This is a genomic window from Ureaplasma diversum NCTC 246, from assembly GCF_000731915.1.
GTDB lineage: Bacteria > Bacillota_I > Bacilli_A > Mycoplasmatales > Mycoplasmoidaceae > Ureaplasma > Ureaplasma diversum.
The window spans coordinates 1-1654 of record NZ_JFDP01000113.1; the positions used below are offsets into that span (position 1 = coordinate 1).

At 25.7% G+C, this 1654-nt stretch carries 2 protein-coding genes; both read left to right on the forward strand.

The annotated features are described in order from the left end of the window. Positions 1–939: hypothetical protein (locus UDIV_RS04695; RefSeq protein ID WP_038103783.1), on the forward strand; the 939-nt coding region annotated here is incomplete at its 5' end. Between the two features lie 20 nt (positions 940–959). Further along, positions 960–1654, forward strand: a 695-nt coding sequence (locus tag UDIV_RS04170) for a YebC/PmpR family DNA-binding transcriptional regulator (protein WP_038103784.1), incomplete at its 3' end; no start/stop codon positions are given.

Genomic DNA, 1654 nt, shown 5'->3' on the forward strand with positions numbered 1-1654 from the left:
ACTACAAAATATCAAAAAGTTCTTCTTCTATCTTCTTTTTTATTTGTAGTAGCTCCAATTGTATCAAGTTGTAGTATTGTTCTACCAGATAGTATTGCTCTTAAATCAACAGTTTCATTTATTACTGATGAAATTAATTCATTAACAACAAAATACATTGATCAAAGAACAAGATTTACTCATTTACACAACAAAAACAGTCAAATCAATTTAAAACAAAACCAAAAAGAAGCTGTTTTTTATTCAAATGTTTTAGCTGATAAAACATATGAAAAACAATTAAGAAAACAAATAGCTGAAGCTGTTTTAGAAAAGAACCATTTAGCTAATTACATTCTAACAAAAGGAAATGATCATTTCTTTTCATATGATAAAAAAATGGTTAGTATTATTAACTTAAATTTATTAATCTTGTTTGCTGATTATATTTTTCAATTAGAAAATGATAAAAATAATATTTCTAAACAAGTTAATGTTGATCAATTTCTAACTAAAAACTATTCATCATATTTTTTAGTTAACAAACCAGTAAATAAACTAATTAAGATTGATGATTTAAATGGGGATCATTCAATTAGAATCATCTTTAAAGATCAAAGTCATACTGATATTGGTTTAACTAAAGAAGGAATGCAACAGATGATTAAATATAAGAAATTATCTAATTTCATTACTACAAGATCAAATATCACCCTTGAACTAGAAAAAAAGAATAGTTCAAGATCAGTTAATTATGATCTATATGAACACTTATTAACTAATAAAGAATGAAAAGCTTTACATGATAATTTAGTAGAAATGCTTTTATTAAAAAAGAAAAATGAAGAAATTAAGATTGATATAAGATTTTTAAATGGAATCTTATTAAATGATACATTAACAAGTCCACCCCCGATTGATACAGAAAATGATTGATACCAATTAATAAACAAGAAATAAATAAAGGAAAAGAATAGATTATGCCAAGAAAACATTTAATTGCTAGTGGAATTAATAAAAAGCAACAGCAACAAGCTAAGATCTGAATGAAATGTGCTAAAGAAATTAAAGCAGCTGCTAAACAAGGAACAAACCCAGAAAGTAATCCAAGACTTAAAGTAGCGATTGAACGAGCACTAAATAATAACTTAAGTCGAGAATCAATCCAAAAGAACATCAATGGGGCAAGTAAGGATGAAAGTAACATTAAAGAATTAACTTATGAAGGATATGGACCAAATGGGTTAGCAATCATAATTAAAGCTTTAACTGATAATGAAGCACGAACAATAAGTGCTATTCGTGGTTATTTCTCTAAATTACAAGCTCAATTAGCTAAACCTAATTCAGTCATGATGTTATTTGGTGAAAAAGGACAATTTATTATTAATAAAGATCAAGATATAAGCTCAGATAGTTTATTAGAACTATTAATTGAATATGATGTTATTGATATTATTGAAACTGATGAAGTTTATGAACTATTAATCACACCAGATCATTTTAGTAGTGCTAAAGAAGAGTTAATAAAAGCTAATGTTAATTTAATTTCTGCTGAAATTAAATTACTGCCAGATAACTTCATTAGTTTAGATCCAATTAATCGAGAAAAATTAGTTAGATTTGTTAATGCTTGTGAAGATGATGATGACATCTCATGAGTTGTTACTAACTA